This window comes from Lysinibacillus sp. NPDC097287, from assembly GCF_044761695.1.
Classification (GTDB): domain Bacteria; phylum Bacillota; class Bacilli; order Bacillales_A; family Planococcaceae; genus Lysinibacillus.
Genome location: NZ_JBIWCX010000092.1, coordinates 1 through 1029 on the forward strand (window position 1 = coordinate 1; position 1029 = coordinate 1029).

At 60.3% G+C, this 1029-nt stretch carries 2 protein-coding genes; both read left to right on the plus strand.

Going from position 1 to position 1029, the window contains the following annotated elements; all coding sequences use genetic code 11:
* Positions 1 to 376, plus strand: a 376-nt coding sequence (locus ACIQ2D_RS22340) for a hypothetical protein (RefSeq protein ID WP_483869762.1), incomplete at its 5' end; no start/stop codon positions are given.
* 322 nt (positions 377 to 698) lie between these two features.
* A partial coding sequence (locus ACIQ2D_RS22345) for a hypothetical protein (RefSeq protein WP_483869763.1) occupies positions 699 to 1029 on the plus strand: 331 nt, incomplete at its 3' end.

Consider the following 1029-nt stretch of genomic DNA (forward strand, 5'->3'; position numbering starts at 1 on the left):
GGCAGCGTCCGGAGCGCCGGATCCTGTGATCGTGCGGGCGGAGTCTTGTCCCGTTACGGTCAATGGAGACAATGCTACTGAGCGCACGATGGTCGCGTTCCGGTCGGCGTTCGGCGACGACACGGTCTTTGACCCCGGGCAGGTCTCGGGAAGCGAGGATGTCGGTTTGCTCGCTACTGCTGCGAGTGCGCCGTTGGTCTACTGGATTCTCGGGGGTACGCACCCGGCAACGTATCGGGCCGCTGCGGAGGCAGGGAGCATCGACCGCGATATCCCATCGAACCACTCGGCCTATTTCGCTCCGGAAGTTCAACCGACACTTAACCGTGGGGTCGCTGCCTTGGTGATCGCCACTCGGGAGTGGTTGCGAGTCTGAGCCTGGTCGAGGGCCACACGCACGCGTCTTCACCGCCAAGACGACGAAGTTAGTCGGACCGACGGCGTAACTGTGCACATGATCGTCGCCGTCGACGTTTCGTACTCAACCCGCCCATCTAGATCTGATTGTCTACACGGGAATCGTGGGCAAGGCGCATGATCGACTCTATGAATCCAGTCGGTTGCCGACATTCTGATCTTGAGCTTCGCCGTTCAGCCGGATATGGACGCGATCATTGACAGTTTCGCCCAGTCCTATTTCGCTGAACGGCTATGGTCGGTCCATGCTTATTGCACGGATGCAAATACTAGGACTGATTGTGGGTCCGGCGATTTTTGGGCTTTCGCCGCTGTTCTGGAACGACGGGCATTACGGAGTGGTCGGTGGCATGCTCATCGCTGTATCGACCGTGCCGTGGGTGTTCGGGCTCCTAGGTGAGTACGAGAAGCTGCGTGCCCCCTTCCCGGTTGTGTCTGGGCTGTGGTTCTTGCTGGTGCTGGTAGGCATGTTCGGGACTGTCGCGTTCGGGCTGCAAGGTTTCTTCGAGGGTGTCTTCGGCGTCGACGACAGTTCGGCACTAGCGTCGTTCGCCGGCTACCCGACGGCCGGCACAATCATGTTGCTGCTCGCGGGGCCGACCTTTCCCTTCG